17 protein-coding genes are annotated in these 17120 nt (G+C 47.7%); 7 read left to right on the plus strand and 10 right to left on the minus strand.

From position 1 onward, the window contains the following. The first annotated feature begins 1 nt into the window (after position 1). The 3 genes from C5O19_RS18800 to C5O19_RS18810 all read left to right on the plus strand — a co-directional run bounded on the left by C5O19_RS18800 (position 2) and on the right by C5O19_RS18810 (position 2078). Complete coding sequence (locus C5O19_RS18800; RefSeq protein ID WP_104714937.1) at positions 2-745, plus strand: tetratricopeptide repeat protein; 744 nt, start codon at positions 2-4, stop codon at positions 743-745. Beyond that, positions 745-1581 carry a C1 family peptidase gene (locus C5O19_RS18805; protein WP_104714938.1) on the plus strand — a complete coding sequence of 279 codons (837 nt, stop codon included), beginning with the start codon at positions 745-747 and terminating at the stop codon, positions 1579-1581. The genes C5O19_RS18800 and C5O19_RS18805 overlap by 1 nt, the downstream gene beginning before the upstream one ends. Positions 1582-1670: 89 nt before the next feature. Continuing rightward, on the plus strand, positions 1671-2078 hold the full coding sequence (locus tag C5O19_RS18810; RefSeq protein WP_104714939.1) for an Imm51 family immunity protein: 408 nt from the start codon (positions 1671-1673) through the stop codon (positions 2076-2078). A gap of 173 nt (positions 2079-2251) precedes the next feature. Here the strand turns inward: C5O19_RS18810 and C5O19_RS18815 are convergent, their stop codons facing one another. The 10 genes from C5O19_RS18815 to C5O19_RS18860 all read right to left on the minus strand — a co-directional run bounded on the left by C5O19_RS18815 (position 2252) and on the right by C5O19_RS18860 (position 12235). Further along, the gene (locus C5O19_RS18815) at positions 2252-2836 is read right to left on the minus strand and encodes a hypothetical protein (RefSeq protein WP_104714940.1); all 585 of its coding nucleotides are present in this window, start codon (positions 2834-2836) and stop codon (positions 2252-2254) included. Positions 2837-2851: 15 nt separating this feature from the next. Then, the gene (locus C5O19_RS18820) at positions 2852-4345 is read right to left on the minus strand and encodes a DUF4384 domain-containing protein (protein ID WP_104714941.1); all 1494 of its coding nucleotides are present in this window, start codon (positions 4343-4345) and stop codon (positions 2852-2854) included. Positions 4346-4348: 3 nt separating this feature from the next. Then, positions 4349-5767, minus strand: coding sequence for a C1 family peptidase (locus C5O19_RS18825; RefSeq protein ID WP_104714942.1), 1419 nt, complete (start codon positions 5765-5767; stop codon positions 4349-4351). Positions 5768-5772: 5 nt separating this feature from the next. Further along, positions 5773-6312, minus strand: coding sequence for a hypothetical protein (locus C5O19_RS18830; RefSeq protein ID WP_104714943.1), 540 nt, complete (start codon positions 6310-6312; stop codon positions 5773-5775). A 90-nt stretch (positions 6313-6402) separates the two neighbouring features. After that, entirely contained in the window at positions 6403-7239 is an 837-nt protein-coding gene (locus tag C5O19_RS18835; protein WP_104714944.1) for a hypothetical protein, read from the minus strand. Continuing rightward, on the minus strand, positions 7240-7860 hold the full coding sequence (locus C5O19_RS18840) for a hypothetical protein (protein WP_104714945.1): 621 nt from the start codon (positions 7858-7860) through the stop codon (positions 7240-7242). 22 nt (positions 7861-7882) lie between these two features. Beyond that, a complete protein-coding gene (locus C5O19_RS18845) occupies positions 7883-8989 on the minus strand; it encodes a caspase family protein (RefSeq protein ID WP_104714946.1) in 1107 nt (368 codons plus the stop codon). After that, positions 8986-10113 (minus strand): caspase family protein, encoded by a 1128-nt coding sequence (locus C5O19_RS18850; RefSeq protein ID WP_104714947.1) that lies wholly within the window; start codon positions 10111-10113, stop codon positions 8986-8988. The genes C5O19_RS18845 and C5O19_RS18850 overlap by 4 nt, the downstream gene beginning before the upstream one ends. Before the next feature lie 5 nt (positions 10114-10118). Next, positions 10119-10874 (minus strand): hypothetical protein, encoded by a 756-nt coding sequence (locus C5O19_RS18855; RefSeq protein WP_104714948.1) that lies wholly within the window; start codon positions 10872-10874, stop codon positions 10119-10121. Positions 10875-10876: 2 nt separating this feature from the next. After that, complete coding sequence (locus tag C5O19_RS18860) at positions 10877-12235, minus strand: LamG-like jellyroll fold domain-containing protein (protein ID WP_104714949.1); 1359 nt, start codon at positions 12233-12235, stop codon at positions 10877-10879. A gap of 438 nt (positions 12236-12673) precedes the next feature. On the opposite strand from C5O19_RS18860, the gene C5O19_RS18865 reads away from it, so the two are divergent. The 4 genes from C5O19_RS18865 (at position 12674) to C5O19_RS18880 (ending at position 15985) form a co-directional block, all read left to right on the plus strand. After that, positions 12674-13012 (plus strand): hypothetical protein, encoded by a 339-nt coding sequence (locus tag C5O19_RS18865; RefSeq protein WP_104714950.1) that lies wholly within the window; start codon positions 12674-12676, stop codon positions 13010-13012. A gap of 90 nt (positions 13013-13102) precedes the next feature. Beyond that, positions 13103-13774 (plus strand): SOS response-associated peptidase, encoded by a 672-nt coding sequence (locus C5O19_RS18870; RefSeq protein WP_104714951.1) that lies wholly within the window; start codon positions 13103-13105, stop codon positions 13772-13774. Positions 13775-14051: 277 nt separating this feature from the next. Then, on the plus strand, positions 14052-15002 hold the full coding sequence (locus C5O19_RS18875) for a ParA family protein (RefSeq protein ID WP_104714952.1): 951 nt from the start codon (positions 14052-14054) through the stop codon (positions 15000-15002). Positions 15003-15013: 11 nt separating this feature from the next. Next, positions 15014-15985 (plus strand): ParB N-terminal domain-containing protein, encoded by a 972-nt coding sequence (locus C5O19_RS18880; protein WP_104714953.1) that lies wholly within the window; start codon positions 15014-15016, stop codon positions 15983-15985. Positions 15986-17120 lie beyond the last annotated feature (1135 nt).

Genomic DNA, 17120 nt, shown 5'->3' on the forward strand with positions numbered 1-17120 from the left:
CATGTCTTTATCCGAAGAATCCATTAGCCAGGTTGGAGCTTACGTAAACAACCAGATGAATACTGACGAGCGGCTGGATTTTGAACGCCTACTCGATCAAAACCCCGAGCTGCAACAGGAGTTACAAATTCAGCGGGAACTGAAACAGGGCCTCTTGTGGCTGAAAGAAAAAGAACGTTTTCAGCAGATCCACCAGGAATTGCGGGCTCAGGGTGTGTTACCCCAGGCTCCGCAGTCTGAAGCCAAGCAAGTGGCCTTTACCCCCCGTCCGGAAGCAGGCCTCAAGCGTTGGTACGGTTGGGCGGCAGCGGCTTCGCTGGTACTATTGGTGGGTTTAGGCTGGCTTTGGTTGCGTCCGGTTGATACGGGAGCCCAGTTGGCTGACCAGTACATCCATGCACCCAAGTCCGCTCTTTCACCCATTGATGAGGGCGAAGACCGGCTCGGAACTCCTCTTCCCACTACTCAGTTGCAACAGGATTCCCTTCAGTTGCAACAGGCCGTAGCCCTGCTGCAATCGGGTCAGGTGGAGACCGCTCTTTCCCAACTTAAGCCCTTGACGCAACACATCACCAATCACTGGAACGCCAGTGCTCAGTGGTACCTGGCTTTGGCTTATTTGAAAAATCAGCAGTCGCAACAGGCTCGAATATTGATTGACTCGATTGCCGAAACAGCCGGACATCCCTACCAGCGGGAGGCTCATCAGCTGGCCGAACAATTTGCTCATCAAACTGCCCGCTAGTGAATCCACGCATCTGGTTTGCCCTGCTTTTTTTCGGTAGTCTGGCTCTAAAAGGACTGGCCCAGCCCTTACCCAAAACCGGACTGGTTTTTGACGACGAGGCCTATGAGCAATTGCCCTATGAGCCTGTGTTGACGAAAGCTCCCCTTCCGGCCCGCGTCAGTTACGAAGCCTACTGCCCTTCCATTCAGGCGCAGGGACCGTATAGCACCTGCGTAGGCTTTGCCTGTGGCTATTACCTGCAAACGATTCTGGAGGCTAAAGCTCGCGGACTCAACAAACGGGCTATGATTGATCAGCTCGCTTTTTCGCCGAGTTACCTCTACGAAAAGGCAAAGGTCCAGCAGGATTATAGCTGTACGGAAGGCGTTTCGCTGGTGAAAGTACTGCAAATCATGCAGCAAGTGGGCAATACCCCCATGCGGAGCTTCCCCTACCCCGCCTGCGGACAAAAAACGGCCCGAGCGGATCAACTAGCCGCCCGGTTCCGCATTAAAGGCTTTGAGCGGATTTTTAAGTTACAGGACCCCGACGCGGTCAAGATACGTTCGCTGAAAAAATCCCTCGCCGAAGGTAAACCAAGCGTAATTGGCATGGTGATTCCGGCTTCGTTTTACTACACCAAGAAAGTATGGCAGGCGGCTCCGGGTGACAATCCTCAAAATCCGGATTTGAAAGGTCACGCCCTCTGCATCATTGGCTACGACGACGACCTCCACGGTGGAGCCTTCCGCGTTATTAACAGTTTTGGTAACGACTGGGCCGATCATGGTTTCTGCTGGATAACCTACCGCGACTTGGCCCGCTTTGTCAAGTATGGGTTTGTGTCGAACTAAAACGCTTCAGCTTTACGTCTTTCCACCGACAGGTCTGTATCGCTGACTCAGGATTCCAATCTTTCCGTAACCAACCAGATCCTGAGCTTGTGCGGGCTTTCCCTGATTCATTCCCCATCTTTGCTCCACTTAAAATCATAAAACTGAACAACCGATCCGTGGAAAATTACGCTCCTTTTAAAATCAAAGCTGACGACTATTACTTGATCAAAGCAGAAGTCGAGTTATTACCCGAGTACATGATGCTGTTTGCTAAACACGGGTACGAACCCAATGGCTACTGCTGGGAAGGGCATATCATTCAGATTTTAGAGAAGGTCAATCCCGACTTACTGGCTCATATTGAATTTGATCCGGAAGCGGGTGGCTTTTACGCAGTGGCTGATTCCGAAGCCAGTCAACTAGCCTTTGTGCATACGCTCAGCCCTATTTTCCAGGATATGGAAACGCTGGAAGCATACATTCGTACGGCGGATCGTGAACGCGTTGACGATTAGCATTTACGCTCCTATTCGATGTCTGATATAGCGAAGGCCCTACCAAACAGTTTGGTAGGGCCTTCGCTATATCAGACGTTACGCATACTTTTTACTAGTTCAAGATCCTAAGCATGGTACCTGAACGTAAAACCGTACAGTCTTTGCGATCAGGCGTATTGAAAATTTACGCCCTACTTTTCTACCTTCTCGCCCATCTTTGCCGTAATCCGGTCGCCTTCGCAGAGTATTTCGTAATAGTAGCCATCACTGAAGGCCACTTTCGAGCCACATTTGCAGCAACGGGTATTATAACCATCCGTCTGAATCTGCGTACCGCCGTGACCGTCGCTGACCAGAAAAAAGGACTCGCAGTCCAGACAGTATTCACTTCCTTTGACCTTCGTTCCGGCGGGCAGGGACGTCCGTTCAGCTGTCTTCTCCCCGCTTCGTAGGGCTTTAAATGCGGCCTGTACTTCTACCGTATCTTTTCCCTGTACGGCATAAAACGTAATGGGATGGCCGTTGCGTTGAGCCACCGGAATCTGAAATACGCTATCGAGTTGCGAACGTCCCGAGCGACCGTTGATAAACACAATGGGCGTACCGTCACCCCCTCGCGTGCTAAGCATCAGTTGAGACGTCCCTTTTTTGGCAATCCGTACCGTCAGGCCAGGAGTGGGTGCTGTGGTTAGTTTACTGAGGGTCCAACCCACCAGTGCTAGTAATCCCAGAATCAATACAATCAGGGTAACTTTTCCTATTTTGGTCAATCGCATAACTGGTTGGTAAGGTTAGAAGCCTTTCGCTTCGCGAGTAGTGATTTGAATATGATCTTCGGCAATTTTTCCATCATTGTTCTTACGACACTTCATGAGGGTCTGAAAGGCCGCCAGCGAACCGACAAAAATCCGGTAACCGCCTTCGTTTCGCACGTAGCCCTGCTGACTGGGAGCCGTCGGTAAAGGGCAAAAGGCTTCCTCGGAAGCGTAGGCCAGCAGGTATTCCGTGCCGTAAGGAGGCGAGCAGATAAAGGCCGACTCGGGTGAGATGCGAACGGGCGTATTTTCCTGACCGGGTTTGATAACAAAATCGGATTCGAGGAGCGTTTGGGTACCATCCGCCAGACGATACAGGAGTCGCAGGTGACAGGGTCGGTTAGCCGTAGCTTCCAGAATCATTTGCTGTCCCGCCCAGTATTCTACACCGCTACGGCCCCGATCGGTGCGAATTTCAATTTTCAGAGCCGATTTAGTCGTCGTGGTAATCTGTCGTAAGGTATCCTGTACGTTTCGAACCCGTTCGTAGTTTTCGGGTTTTAACGGCAACTTCTGCTCTACCAGCCAGCTCAGCGGAAGCTCGGAACTACGACCCTGAGCCAGTACCTTCCGGCTGGCTCCATCCACCACTTCCATGCGTAGGCGTAACTGATTGAGGTCTTCTTCGTAGGAACCCCGAATGATCCAGGACTTTTCGTCGGACTCGGCCACGGATCGTACCGGTATTTGGGTATGCCGTTGCCAGCAGGAACTAAGCATGGCGAACACCTGATCTGACAAGGCATCGTTGATCCCGCAATTTTTGTACGTAAATCGCTCCAGTACCAGCCGTTTGACGTTCGGAGGCAGGTCTTTCTCTACCTGGGCCGTCAGGGTATCGAGCACCGATAAAAGGTCTTTAGGTTTCTCTAAAGTAGCCAGCGTCTGACTGGTAAAGGCCGTGATGGGTCGCTGCCCAACTTTAGAAATCCCTACAATTTTGAAATTCAGGAAGGAATTCAGGGTGGCATGAAAGGAAAACTGCACCCGAAACTCCGTTAAGTTTTCGTAAGTGAACGCCTTGTTCTGAGCATTCTGGCCCTGGAGCGTTTTAATCAGGTATACGTTCAGATACGGCTCCCCCGCGGTCGTCCGCTGAAAGTCGTACTGCACCTTTGACCAGTCGAGTGCATGAATGATTGGTTTTCCGCCCGAGAAAATCCGGCAGTCTTTCACATACTCCTCGACTGACGTTTGAGTACCCTTTGGTTCGCGAAACTCATTGAATATCAGAACTTCCTTGTCCCGCAATGCACCCGTAATCAGCCCTTTGAGCTGCGGTCGCAGGGCATCGAAGGGTTGATTGGCTTCGTAATGCGTCAGGATTTCGAGATTCGTCAGGTACTGATCGGTAATCAGCCGACGGGCATTCTGTATAATCTCGGTCTGTTGGGCAGGTGTATACGACTGAGCCCAAAGGCTGGATAAACCGCCCAAAAACCAGCCGAGCATTCCTAAAAATTTCTTCATACGCTACTGATGATCAATGGCTACCACCAGAGGTACTACCGAGCCAACGGCTTTGGGATCGACTTCAAAACCCACTGCGTCGGTACGGTACTTAATTTGGGCAGTAGGGATTAATTCGTCCTGAAGAGCCTGTTGTAGCCGATCCGTCAGATTCCCTGAACCTTGCTGAAGCTGACTTAGGATCGTATTGAACGTCAGTGGTTTTTTCGAAAAGAGAACGATCAGGTAGTCAGTCCCTTTGGTATCATCCAGGGTGATGGATTTATGATCGGCCGGGTACGCAACGGTGGTATGGGGGCCTAACGCGGAGCTGATGCCTGGAGCATAGGGAAAAAGCTGGCTCATCCGAAACGTTGTATCTGTACCGATCATGTACACATACGCCTGCTCGCTCGTATTAACCAGAGCCTTAAACGCCGTACCGGACGAATGACTTTCTGTAGTACGGTACAGCGTTAGTTCACGCGGATCATTACTGACGACCAATCCCTTTTGCAAGCTCCGCTGAGCCTGCAGTTGTCCGCCTTCCCGCAACCGTAACTCCATCTGGCCTTTCAAGGCTACGGTTGTTTCAGCAATGGGTACGGTGAGGTCCGGAAAAGCCTGGTACGCTTCCCAGGTAAAACGGGCCAGGTCCTGATACTTAACCCAGCAATAGCCGTGATCCGCCCAATCGCTGCCCCAACTGTTGACGATCCGAAAAGCTCCACCGTACTGAGCATCATCGTAGCCAATCACACATAGGGCGTGGCCCCCTTCCCGAGGCATTCGTTCATCCCCCGGAGCAGGCTGCCAGACGGTCTGCGTAGCAAAAAACGACAGGGGAGTCTGCATACCGATCACGACGGGGTAGCCCTCGTTGAGAGCCTTCTTGATGGCAAGGGTTTTCTGAGCAGCGGGAGCCAGTAAGCCAAACAGGCGAATGACATCTCTAATTTTGTGCGTCGAAGCCAGCTCGTCCAGATCCTTGGTGGTATTGCCGCAGTTGGGGTACGGAAATGCTTCGTACTGCGGAGCACCGTAGGTTTTAAGACTACTCAGGGCATCGACCAGCCGAGAGCCTTCCTTGCACTCCAGATCCGTGGGAGCCTTGATTTTGTCGTAGGTATAGCTGGGGGAAAAAGCCGCTGCCTGATTGGAGGCATGCCGTTTGCGAATATTGTCGAGCATGGTCCGCAGGTAATAGGTACTGGCAAACCCCACGCAGGTGCTGTAGCCTTCGCCCTGATTCATGACGGGTGGAACGTACGCCTCGTAGGAAATACGTTTGGCCAGATGATCGTAGCTGTCTTTGGTAAGTACGGCTTTCAGGGGGAATTTTTCGTAGGCTGCGTCATCAAATTTCAAACCCGTGGGGTATTTTTTCTGAGCAACAACCGTATTTAAACTCAGTACAAGGGCAAGTAGTAGAGCTTTTCTCATGCCAACTAAGGTTTGGGGGTGGCGGACAAGGTATTGGGGACTTCCGTAATTTTTAATTCGTAAATCTGCCAGTAATCGCTAGCGGGCGGCGTTTGCGACAAGGGAATGGTTACTTTCGAGACGCTCGAACTTTGGGGCTGATGATTCTCGAAGTGTTGTACGTCAAAGTAAATCGATGCGTAGCTGCTGTATTTCCCATTTTTATCTTTTTTCACATCCTGAAAATGAATCACTTTCACGGATTTCATTTGATAACGAACGCCCGACGAACGGTTTAGCTGACTCAGAAACTGCGGTACGGCAATCCATTTTTCGGTTTTATTGGGCAATTCCACAATGAAATAGCCCGAGGGAGCAAATAGCCATTCACACTGCTGCTGCAGGTACTTCAGGTCCTGTCCTTTTGTTTTTCCACTGAGCCAGTGCATTACCGTATCAAGCTTGGTGTCAATCGGCCAATGAATAGCTTCCCGGCTCTGGGCGTTCAAGCGCTGCGGAATTCCCAACAGGAGCAGCAAAACGAAGCCAAGTGCGTAAATTTTCATAGAATCAAAAACGAGGGCTTTTATTAAAATGAGCTTTACTCAAACATCACTCTCCTGAGCCTAAGGTTATCATTCTCAATCTATAAATTTTCATTCTGGCTTCCAGAACGCTCGCAACGCGGGAGGTAAGTCTTGTGGCCTTTGCCCCAGATCACTGATCAGCCAGCCCGAAGGTTCAGTTTCCCGGCTGAACGACTGAATTTTTAGCCACCAGCCTTGATGGATCGGCCACCAAAGCTGACTGTCGAGCGAGAGCAGTACCTGAGCCTCTTCATTAGCTACGGCTCGTACAAATGCCATCAATCGCGGTGAACGGTCCGGATGGATACAGGATCCGAAGTTCACGCCCACACGCATGATCCGGGGTAGAGCCATGAAATTAAGTTCATGAGCATTCGGCGGAATGAATACGAGCGAATCTGTCGCGGACATTAAAGCCCCGGAGCTGGGCGGAAATTCGGCATCTACGTCCAACAGTTGCCAGGACCAGTTACCGGCCTGCTGCTGTTTTTTCAAATACAGGTTTACTTTTCGTACCTCCTGCTGCCAGCGAATCTGGAGGCTCACCTCGGCGTACAGTCCTTCCTGGGTGGGCTGGATGGGCTGTTCGCCTAGCGTTTCAAGGCATTGCTCAACGAGGGAAGCCTTGGAGGCTAGTACCGAGGCATCCATTAGCTCCAGAACCCGCAGGTGTCGGGCGGTGGAGGGGCTTTCATCCAGAGCCGTTGTATCATTGAATTTCTTGAAAAAATCGCTTATGAAATGTATGCGACTTTTCATGAAGGCTTCGGCAGGTTTCCGCTGAATCTGGACGAATGGTACGGCCGTAGTATCCCGATGGTTCTCCAGGAACAGCGAATCCGTTTCCTGAGCCCGCACCTCCCCTATTCCCGCCAGCAGTAGGCCTAGCATCAGCCCGCGTAGCATTTACTGATTGGGCTTTTTAGGCTGAACTTCCGTCACGCGGACGTCGCCCAGTAGTACGGTCCATCGGTGCTCGGCATAGAATGGATCTTTCCGATTCCGCAGGTCTACCCCGAGTTGCTTGACCGTTTTGTCTTCGTACTGCATCCGACCATCCTTTCCCCGGCCCTGAAAATGCTGGAAATACGTGGCCGTGGTTACGTAACCCGTCTGGGTTTTCTCCCAATCCCCCACCAGAGCCAGGTCGTAAAACGTAATGTTTACGTCAAAATACTTTTTCTCCAGATTCCGTAACCGACGTAGGTATACGGTCAGCGGATATTCTTTCACCAGGAGTTTGCTTTTTACTGAACCCACCTGCATGCGGGAATCCGGTAAAAACAGCATCTGAGCATTTTCGATGGCCAGTTCCCGTACTTGTCCCGACTGCGAGGGATCAGCGATGATGGACAGATACCGCTGAAATTCGGCTACTTTCTGCTGAGTCAGCTGCTGAAAATCCTTCAGCTGTTTTTCCGACAACTGATCATCGCGTACCTCTAATCCTTTCGTGACGGGTAAGGGCTGGGCCTGGGCTACGGAAGCCAGCCAACCAGCGAGTACCAGACTAACTACATATTTCATGGGCTTGTACAAGGTTAAGGTCTTACCAGATTTCCTGAATAGCGGCTCGCTCGTAGTGTATGCCATCTGCCGAAACGGTTGACAACCGCTCAATCAGATTGATTCGTTGAATTTTACCGGCGTTGAGGTATAGCCGCTGAATGACTTGTTCAATGGGCTGTACTTCTCCTAAGGTCGTATTGACGTAAATATCAATCCGGGCTTTCTTCGTGAAATACTCTTTCACTTGCGTCAAGAGGGCGTACCGCTCAGCTTGGGGCCGCTCGACGTCCGTCAGTGCATTCAGGTACTGATTGATGCGTTGAAAATCCGGTTTGGGATCGGTTACGACGGCGGGTGGCTGTCCTAATAGGTGAATTTCGTAGATGGATTTACGGTCCCGCGTGGCAACGTGCTGATTGAGTCGGCCCTGCGTATCTTTTAACAGGGCTTGCCAGGAAATACTCCGGTTGTACCGACTCGCTAGCTCCAGAGCTTCATCGAAAGCCCGCGTGTAGTAGCTGCCCGAATCCGCGTGGGCACAAGAGGTTTGCGGCGGCTGACTACTGGCAATGAGAACGTCCCCCGAGGCTTCACCAAATAGTTTCCGATACGCCGCATTAAGTGAATCGTTCGTCAGCGTAAGGCCCCGGATCAGTGGTTTGCCACCTACCATTCCCCGCGTATTGTTGGATAAATTGTTACAGCAATCCCCGAAACTGATGCATAAACGAGCTTTTTTAGTCTTAAGAGCCGTGTGCAACGCCTTTAGCGAAGGGTTCTGGCTCCGCTCCGCTGCTTCTTTGTGCAGGTACAGCAAAGGAAAAGCGTCGTTCCGCTTACTTTCGTTATAGCCGTGGCCGGAGTAATAGAAGAAGATAACATCCTGTGGTTCCACCTTCAGTGAATCGATCAGGCGATTCAGATTCGACCGATTCAGAGCGTCTCCTGACAGGGTTTGCTCGTTCAGCCGCACCCGTAAGGCCGAGGCAATCTGCGTACACTGCCGGTGCATGACTTCCAGATCGCGTTGACAGGCCGTTGACAGCAGGGGATCTTTCGTATCAGCTACGAACAGGGCATGCAGCGTCTGAGCCTGTATTACCTGGTGAACGAATATTCCCAGCAGCAGCAGTAGTACTTTTTTCATCGTTCGCTGGGGTTAAACGTAAATTTCCCCCGGAAGCGTCCTTCAATGTAGGGTGGCTGACGGAAACCTCTTTTTTCCAGTCCAAAATCAATACGTTCGATCAGTTCCCGAATGTCGAGGTCCGGTGTATCAATGTGTTGAATGAGTTCACTGGTGAATAATCCGTTTTTCCCTTCCCCATCCTGAGCGGTTTTGCCGGGTTCGGTCGCGTACACGATCATGGTACCCACGGGTGGGTTGATGGTGGTATGGCTCATCTCTCCGATGCCGCGTTTCCAGGAACGGTACGGATTATTCCGGCAAGCATCCCAGAACACCAGATTGGAGCCATTGGGGTTCACTTCTTCCATACGAGCGACGAGCTGACGCAGTGGAAAGCAGTCGAACTGAACATCTGATTCACTGGCTGGATCGGCATCAACGGGTTGTACGTAATTGTCTCCATTGACCATCAGGCCATGACCGGCGTAGAAAAACAGACTGACGCCTTTGTCAGTCAATCCGTTTGTGAATTCGTCAATGGATTTCTTGAGTTCTTTTCGGCTCTGGTTTTCGCGGAATATGACGGTAAAGCCCAATTTTTGCAAGTGCTCCTGCAACGCTTTCCCATCATTTACCGGATTTTTGAGCGGGTGTTTCGTATACGAATCGTTGGCCACAATTAAAGCCGTGCGTTTGGTATGACCTGCGATAGCGATTGGGTTAGCTGGGGTGGAAGTTGGCTCCGTTTGATAGGTAATATAATGCGACTCGGAAATGGTTTTTCCGGCACTATTGACGGCCACAAAATGTAATTCATTGGTTCCCGGCGTAAGCGTCAGTTCTTCACTGATTTCCTGACCGCAGCTTACTTTTTTAAATCCCCGGGCTTTGCTACTGAACGCTTTTCCGTTCAACACGAACTGATACTGTGATACAGCTTCGGTAGATTGTACGCATACGGTAACTTTCAACTGCGGTTTTTCGACCGTCAGCTGGGGCGTGGATGGGTACTGCCAAACGATCCCCGGAGCTTTCAGAGGCACCTTAGGCGTTTCCCATTCGCCTTTAAATTTGTGATCATGCTGGGCCTGACTAAGCTGAGCCCCCGCCAGGAGTATTCCTAGAAGTAACGTTTTTTTCATTGCCGTTAGAACGTTAAGTGATAGGCAAGGATGGGTGTATTGCCAAAGTACTGCACCGTAATGCGTTGCGAAGCGGTCCGTCTGAGACGATCATTTTGTACACCTTTGATGACACTGTAAATCACATCCGCCGCCAGAATCAGGCCAGCTCCCCGAAAGGCGTTCATGTAGCGTTTGCGGTGCTGGTTTGCTGCATCGTAGTAAGGCGTTGCATCCCGCTCGTAGGGCTCGCTCATGTAGCGGTCGTACTGTTCGTTAGCTTTTTGCCGTTCGAGAAAACCATAAACGAGCAATCCCCCGTAGGCAACCGTGATGAGCGGCCGGTAGCCCACTTTCCGGTGTACTAGCATATTTCCCAAACCGGGTACGGCTATGGAAGCCAGAGCACTCAGGGGGCCCCGGCCAATGGTTTGCTTGCGGGGAGCTTCTTTTACACCAACAATGGGTTGAATGGCTTCGTCACCCATGGTAAAGCCGTCCAGAGCAAAGTCCCAGTAAATGACTTTATTGGTTCCAGACGACAGGTTTCTACCTACGTCTCCAGTAACGGTGCGAATCTTCAGCAAACCTTTGGTACGACTGGCAATTTGCAGGTAGACGGAATCCTGCTCGGTGAGCTTCTGTACGTCATAGGTAATCTTCATGCGATCCGCCGTGTAGTCCGTACGGATATTCGAAACGACGGGCTGAGCAAGACTGAGCGATAGACAGCCTACTAGGAAAAGCCCGGTTAGGAGGCTTTTGAGGAGAAAGGTATTCATGATTAATGTTTGAAGAGTTCAAGGATTTGAGCTTCAGTGAGGGGATTATCATAAACTCGTATGTCATCCATAGACCCTTTAAATACATAAGCATAGGTTCTCCATCCTGACCCAAATCTTAAATTGCCTCCAGGACAATTACGAATACCATTTCCAGGTATTGCATTCATTCCCCATAGTTTTCCGTCCAAATAAGTCTTTGCTATAGGTCCATCAAATACAGCTACAAAGTGGTGCCATGACGTGATCTCTTGATGCTGCTTATTAGTTACGCCTTTCCAACCCATATCAAAACAGGGTTCTTTACCATCATAGGGTTTTATATCAGCATTAATTGTTATATCTGGGTAAGTTCCAGCCATCAATTGAGCACTGTATTGTTCACTTACTGGTTCTGTATATCCAGACTTATAATATAATTGCATTGTTGTACCAGCTTCTAATCTTGAAGCTGCCTTGAACCACATACTGACCGATATTTTATTAGGACGTAATTTTTCATTATCTGCGATATCAAGATAACCACCGTCGAGCACTAACACTTTTTCATTATTGGTTTGGCGATCGTCATCTTTGGTTGCCCCAGTCCCTCTAATAATAGCAGCGTTATTATTTCCACTTAAATCTAATACTTGATTTCCTGTAACATTATTGAAATCATAATAGGCTACCAGTCCTGTCCAAATGTCGGCATTGGTAGTTTGGAACTTCTTGACTTCTCCATAATGAGGTTCCCCTTTGCTATCTATGATATAGGAACAGTAGTAGTAAGAGACTCCAGGAGTAAGATTCGATAGGGCTATCACGGTTGAATCTCCCGCTGATACCGATGACAAAGACTTCGTATCGGCAGTACCTATTCGTGGCGAGCTGTTCGTGTAAGAATAACAGATTCCGTACTGATTAGCAGCCGGTAAGCCCGCATTAAGGAGTTTGAAGGTCACGTTGGCCGTAGTGTTGTTCACGCGTGAGGAGCCTCCGGTAGCTACACTGGGTACTATGTCCTGAACGACCGTAACTGATTTAGTCACCGTAGCTTGATCGCCACATTTGTTGGTTAACTTCACCGATACCTGAAACGTCTTTGCTTCTTTATAGGTGTAGCTAGGATTGAAGGTGCTTGCCGTGCCCCCATCACCGAAACTCCATTCAACTTTATCAAAATCGGCGGCGTTGACGTTTAGGGAAAAGTCAACCTTTAACTGATTATTAGCGACTACAATTTGGGCAGTAATGGGCTCGCATTTTGGGAAAATCCGTTGTGGAAATTTCTCTTTACCACAGCTAACTATCAGCAAAATGAGCGGGAATAAATAGATTTTCAGAAAGGAAATAGTGACCCTACGTAGATGTTTTTCCATGAAGATTAGTTAAAAATGAGGGCGATGTAATAGCGAATTATGATAGGTAAAATTAATGTTTATTACCCACTTCTGTATATACATAAAAATAATTTATGTCACTTCAACACTTGATATATGTGAAAGAACTCATCAAACCAATTTTATTTTAATCCATTTTGTTTAGCAAGATTACTTATATACACCAAATTCAATTTACGCATTTATTTATTCAGCAAATAGTTAATAGGCAAGTAGTTATAATTATACTCATGTGGATAAATTGGAAATATAAGACCTATTCGTATTAAAATTATTTTAAACGGTTTAAAATAATTAATCACGTATTTATACGTATCGTTTGGTTACTTTTGCTTATATTAATTTGGCAACTCTTTTTCTTAAAAAATGTTCTGTTTATTATTCGTAAGTTTGCTAGGGTAACTGTCTATTGAGTATATGATTCCTTTTCAAGCGCTTTTCCACTTACTGGATGAAACCATAGATCTAGTAGAAATCAAACGTTTGGATTTACCAGATGAAAAAGATCGCAGTCAGCTCTATTACTGGCTGTTGATTCGTGATACTCAGGTACAGCGGTTAACGTTTGTCTCTATGACCCGGAACGAAACTTCTCAGGAACGTGTCTTTGAGGAAGGACTCTTACATTTTGATACCGAAATGGCTTTGTATACGGATCTCGACAGCTTAGCAACCCACCGATTAGCCGTTCAGAACCCAGCTATCCTTTCCGAGGCTCTTGAGAAACGTATCCAAAACTATTTGACCGCTCAATAGCAGTATCCCACTAACGTTCGACTCCCTACGTAGCTCATCGGCACAAGGTTTTACGAAGGAGGGATCAGGCAGGGACCAACGACATAGGCTATGTACATAGGTTTAGGTATCAGAAAAAAGTTAAAAGATCTTCAACAACGCTTTCAGTCTCCTGGTATTACCGGGGCGGCGAAGGCTTTTAAGCCCAACCCTCAGGTATCGGGTACTGACCTCCCCTATTGGCCCGTCGTTACGGCTGCGAATCCTACCGAATTACAACTGTTCCGCTGGGGCTTATTAAGTCCGGATACCCGGCCGGAGCAAGTTCAATCTACACCCCTGCGACGCTTGCACTTGCCCACGGAGGAAGTACTCAAGCGTACGTTTAGTAATCAACCGCTGGAGCAGGGTCAACGGTGTCTGGTCTTGGCAGACTGCTTTTACATTCATCGGCATGAAGGCAAAAACCGCGTCTTGTACCAGATTTCCCTCCGCTACAATCAGCTATTTGCTCTGGCGGGTATCTTCCAAATCTGGGAGCAGGATACGCAGACCATTCCAACGTTTACCTTACTGACCACACCGGCGAATTCGCTGCTAGCCTTCCTTAATAATAAGTACCAGCGAATGCCGGTCATCATTGATCCCGAAGCAGAACCGCTCTGGAATTCTACCCTTCCCTTTTCCGATCCGGCTATTCAATCGCTATTACACCCTTTCGACCCGGCACAACTGAAAGCCGAACGACTTACGCACACGGAACAATTGTCTTTGTTTGACTAAGGGGATTCTATTTTTTAGATGAATAAGTTGTGTTTTAATCGGTCTTTTCATTCAAGCCTTTTGCTTTAAATTTCATACTGTAAATCAGATATTTATATACTTAGTAAGGTTGATCAACCTTTTTTATAACAGTTTAAAAGTTGTGTTTTGATCGGTTAGCACCTTCCATTGTCTAAAAATCATCTCGTTCATTTCTTAAAAAAATGATACGATTAGTCCGTATATTCGGACAAATACTATTTATTTGTCCGAATATTATTCCATCTTCTTTTGCTGTATGCTCACTCACGAAGAAACGCTCTTATTTTTTCGCCGAAAACCCGCTCTTTCGGTCTCAGCCATTGAAAAGCAGGCGGGCTTACCTTCTGGAACTTTAGCTAAAGCCATTTCCGGGGATCGTACGCTGAATGACAAACACTTAGCCGCCTTGTATCCGGTATTACTCGAATACGGTTATGCTGAAATGGCCGAACGTAAAGCCCGTATCATCTCTGTAGTGAATCACAAGGGTGGTGTAGGCAAAACTACGACTACGCTCAATCTGGGTAAGGCTCTCTCACTGGCTGGGTTTCGTGTCTTACTGGTCGATATGGATTCGCAGGGCAACCTGACGCAATCGCTGGGACAGGATGAGCTGGACAAACAGGTTGTGCATGCCTTACTCAAAAATGAGCCCTTACCGATTATACCCATTGCGAAAAATCTGGACTTAGCCCCGAGTGATCTAGAGTTGGCCTATGCTGATCTGGAGCTAGTTCAAGTGGTAGGTGGTGTCAACCAGCTTAAAAATGCATTGGCTCCGGTTCGGGGAAACTATGATTTCATTTTTATTGACTGCCCCCCCGCTCTGAATATTTTCACGAACTCTTCCCTAGTAGCCTCCCATAGCTGCCTGATTACCCTTCAGCCGGAAGCGTCTTCGATGAAAGGGGTAAACCATCTTTTTGATCGTATTGCTCAGGTACGGGACCGGATTAACTACGAATTGAAAGTAGAAGGGATTTTATTAACGATGGTAGATAAACGTCTGAACGTTCACCGGGATATGATTCAGAACATCCACGAAGCGTTGAGTAACTTCCGAATCTTCAAAACGGAAATCCGGACGAACGTAGCCTTGAAAGAATCCCAGGTAGCCCAACAGGATATTTTTACCTATCATAAAGATTCTAACGGTGCCATTGATTACAAAAATCTGGCTACTGAATTTATGCAATCCCGAGCTTAATCCATTCTTCGATGAAAAAATATCAGATTGGTCTGAACGACAAAAAAATCATTAAAGATCAGAGTCTGCTACGGCACGAAGAGATCAAGAATCGTATCCTGGTTTTACCGGAACTGGAAGCCTTCATACCGCCCTTGTTACCGGAAGAATATAACCAGCTGGAAGCCAACATTAAGAAAGAAGGTTGCCGGGAAGCTCTGCTGATTTGGGAAACGACGGAAGCTGTAGCCAAAGGAACGGACAGCGACGCTCCAGCCTACGTATTGATTGATGGACACAATCGTTACGCCATTTGCAATACGCATCAGATCGATTTCAAGATTCATTTAGTTCAATTTCCGACGAAGGAAGCCGTTTACTTCTTCATGATTGAAAATCAGTTGGGTAGACGGAATCTTACGCCGGAACAGGCTTCGTATTTGCGGGGGTTGCGGTATCGTACCGAACGTCAGGCGAAGGGTAAATATGACCGATCCGGGCATAAGGGTCAAAATGACCTTTATGCTGCGGAAGAACTCGAAAACCATAAAGGACAATTTGACCCTTATGCCAGTGAAGAGGGTCAGGTCGATCATAAAGGTCAAAATGTCCCTTATGAAAAAGGGACTACTTCCGGGCGTTTGGCGGAGCGTTTCAATGTCAGTGAAAAGACAATCAAACGGGACGCAGAATTCTCTCAAGGAATCGATAAGCTAACTCCAGAATTAAAGAAGGATGTACTGAGTGGTAAGGTAAAAATCAGCAAGGGTGATATTCAGCAATTGGCTTCTCTACCCGTTGAATCATTACCCACGCTGGATGCCGTAAGTCAGGCTCTGGCCAGACCAGCTCCCGAAGAGAAAGCCGAAATAAAAGAAGATCCTGAGGTATTGATGAATCAATTACGGAAGAAGTTAAGTCAGCTAACCCGACTGAGTGAACCCAACGATGAACTCCTCAATTCGATTATACGGATCGCGAGGCAGTTAAAAAGTAAAAAGTGAGCGAGAGCGGTGAATTCCACCGCTCTCGCCGTTGATAGACCCTTATACAAGATTTGCTTGGTAGTATAAGCGTCGAGATCTGAGTAACAGACGTTTTCGGGGATAGTATTTTGGGTTCTGAGTGGAAGGAGGAATGAAAAAAGGGTTGCAATATTTTAAAAGTTGTGTTTTGATCGGTGAAGTTGGAAGGTTATCTGGTAATAAGCGAATGAAGAGTATACGTCAATAGTGAATAAGTTGTGTTTTAATCGGTTAGAGACATCGCTTGAAACCATACATAATCTACTGGAAAACAGAGTGATAGTTTATCATTAATCTACCGTATTTAATCAGATCCGGTTTAAAAGTTGTGTTTTGATCGGTGCATTGGAGTCGATTTCGGTATTTAATTCGAACAAATTTCAAACCAATAAGGAATACTTGTAAATCAGTAAGTTGAGCAGTGAAAAAAGGTACGAATAAGTTGTGTTTTGATCGGTGAGTACGCCCTGTAGGGCCGAATAAGTTGTACTTCAATTGGTGACTTTGAGAACAATACCGAGCTTCCCTTTGGGCTTAGCTCTATATGAACATCTGGCTTACTGAGGTTATATTAAAAAGTTGTGTTTTGATCGGTGATTTTAAAAGTTGTGGTTTCATCGGTACGGTTTCGGAGTCAATGAGCTAAGGAAAAGTACCGTACCTCGGGTAAGAGCTTTCAGGCAATAAAAAGTTGTGTTTTGATCGGTGAGTATTCGTAAACGGAGTACCAAGGAGAGAGGATCGAGTAGAAGCAGTAATGTCAATGCTACCGTAAATGGCTAAAGAGCCCTTTAAAAGCCGCTCTGAGAGGCGATCGTATCTACTGATGACTCCAGATCAGCTTAAGCTACAGAAAAGGCTGTAGGGAGGCATTCATTCACCTGTATTCTGAAACCCAAGAGCCCATCGCATTTTAAAACTAAGCATTTAGTTCACGCCAGATTTCTATTTTCTTCTCCTGCCCGCTTTGCTTTTTGATTTTTATTGTTTTTCACTCGCTTTAAAAGAAGAAAGAAGCGGGGGAGGGAGGACATTAGAACAGTCCTATAAACGCTATAATCAAGTAATTGGGTTTTTCAAATACTCTTGTTATTCTCTTGAAGGGAATTTTTTT

This window comes from Siphonobacter curvatus (genome assembly GCF_002943425.1).
In the GTDB taxonomy this organism is placed as follows: Bacteria; Bacteroidota; Bacteroidia; order Cytophagales; family Spirosomataceae; genus Siphonobacter; species Siphonobacter curvatus.

Coding starts and splice junctions, on each gene's coding strand:
- C5O19_RS18800 (WP_104714937.1), top strand. CDS start 2: ATGTCTTTATCCGAAGAATCCATTAGCCAGGTTGGAGCTTACGTAAAC.
- C5O19_RS18815 (WP_104714940.1), bottom strand. CDS start 2,836: ATGCGATTGACCAAAATAGGAAAAGTTACCCTGATTGTATTGATTCTG.
- C5O19_RS18820 (WP_104714941.1), bottom strand. CDS start 4,345: ATGAAGAAATTTTTAGGAATGCTCGGCTGGTTTTTGGGCGGTTTATCC.
- C5O19_RS18825 (WP_104714942.1), bottom strand. CDS start 5,767: ATGAGAAAAGCTCTACTACTTGCCCTTGTACTGAGTTTAAATACGGTT.
- C5O19_RS18830 (WP_104714943.1), bottom strand. CDS start 6,312: ATGAAAATTTACGCACTTGGCTTCGTTTTGCTGCTCCTGTTGGGAATT.
- C5O19_RS18835 (WP_104714944.1), bottom strand. CDS start 7,239: ATGCTACGCGGGCTGATGCTAGGCCTACTGCTGGCGGGAATAGGGGAG.
- C5O19_RS18840 (WP_104714945.1), bottom strand. CDS start 7,860: ATGAAATATGTAGTTAGTCTGGTACTCGCTGGTTGGCTGGCTTCCGTA.
- C5O19_RS18845 (WP_104714946.1), bottom strand. CDS start 8,989: ATGAAAAAAGTACTACTGCTGCTGCTGGGAATATTCGTTCACCAGGTA.
- C5O19_RS18850 (WP_104714947.1), bottom strand. CDS start 10,113: ATGAAAAAAACGTTACTTCTAGGAATACTCCTGGCGGGGGCTCAGCTT.
- C5O19_RS18855 (WP_104714948.1), bottom strand. CDS start 10,874: ATGAATACCTTTCTCCTCAAAAGCCTCCTAACCGGGCTTTTCCTAGTA.
- C5O19_RS18860 (WP_104714949.1), bottom strand. CDS start 12,235: ATGGAAAAACATCTACGTAGGGTCACTATTTCCTTTCTGAAAATCTAT.
- C5O19_RS18865 (WP_104714950.1), top strand. CDS start 12,674: ATGATTCCTTTTCAAGCGCTTTTCCACTTACTGGATGAAACCATAGAT.
- C5O19_RS18870 (WP_104714951.1), top strand. CDS start 13,103: ATGTACATAGGTTTAGGTATCAGAAAAAAGTTAAAAGATCTTCAACAA.
- C5O19_RS18875 (WP_104714952.1), top strand. CDS start 14,052: ATGCTCACTCACGAAGAAACGCTCTTATTTTTTCGCCGAAAACCCGCT.
- C5O19_RS18880 (WP_104714953.1), top strand. CDS start 15,014: ATGAAAAAATATCAGATTGGTCTGAACGACAAAAAAATCATTAAAGAT.